The 1,009-nt window shown below is 45.9% G+C and carries 2 protein-coding genes; both read left to right on the plus strand.

The genetic code is table 11. The features are described from left to right. A partial coding sequence (locus tag A3756_RS21695; RefSeq protein ID WP_368664611.1) for a DUF4198 domain-containing protein occupies positions 1-794 on the plus strand: 794 nt, incomplete at its 5' end. A gap of 11 nt (positions 795-805) precedes the next feature. Next, positions 806-1,009: energy-coupling factor ABC transporter permease (locus A3756_RS21700; RefSeq protein ID WP_197481456.1), on the plus strand; the 204-nt coding region annotated here is incomplete at its 3' end.

Genomic DNA, 1,009 nt, shown 5'->3' on the forward strand with positions numbered 1-1,009 from the left:
TAACCAAATGGGTTGTTGCAATTAGCTTATGGCTAACGATTGCATCGACTGCGAATGCACATTTTCAAATGATCTATACCCCTGACCTATTAAGAAGCAAAGGCGGCATAGTGGAATTGAGAATGCCCTTTACCCACCCAGCAGCCAATGGTTATGTGATGGCTGTTGATAAGCCGCTTGCGTTCTATCACATCAAAAAAGGCAAGAAGAAAGATCTGAGCACAAAGCTGGTAGAAAGTAACTGGGCCAGTGCCGAGAATACGGGCATTTCTTACGAGTCTTCAGTTAAGCTGAAAGGCTTAGGCGATAATATCTTTGTCTTCGAAATGGCGCCATATTTGGAGAAAAGCGAAGATGTTTTTATCCAACAGTTCGCAAAAACCATTATCAATGTAGGCAGCCTGCCAAGCGATTGGGAAAGTGACTTAAACTTGCCAGCTGAAATCGTGCCCCTTACGAAACCCTACGCGATCTATGAGGGCGGAAGCTTCACTGGCATTGTGCGAAGTCACGGAAAGCCCGTACCTTTTGCGGAAATCGAAGTTGAATACATCAACTATTTACCTGAAATGTCAAAGAATGCGTTCTCTAGTGATCCCACGATTCAAGTTCCTGCAGAAGCATTTATTACGATGACAATTTATGCCGATGCTAGCGGAACATTCACGTTTGCGATACCGAAGGCGGGTCAATGGGGTTTTGCTGCGCTGGGCGTAGGGCCACAAAAGAAATTTAAAGGTAAAGAGCTGTCTCAAGACGCTGTCATTTGGGTGCAAGCCCATGAACTTAAGTAGAGGGTGCCAACGTGCATATAGTTGATGGTGCGCTTGCGGCGCCGGTTCTAGCAGCTGGTGTTGTACTTAGTGTAGTGGGGGTGGCGATCGGGTTAAAGAAGCTCGATTACGACCACTTACCTCAAGTCGGCGTACTATCGGCTGCGTTTTTCGTTGCCTCATATATCCATCTCCCACTTGGTTTTTCTAGTGTTCATCTTATTTTAAACGGCTTG

The organism is Oleiphilus sp. HI0086, assembly GCF_001635225.1.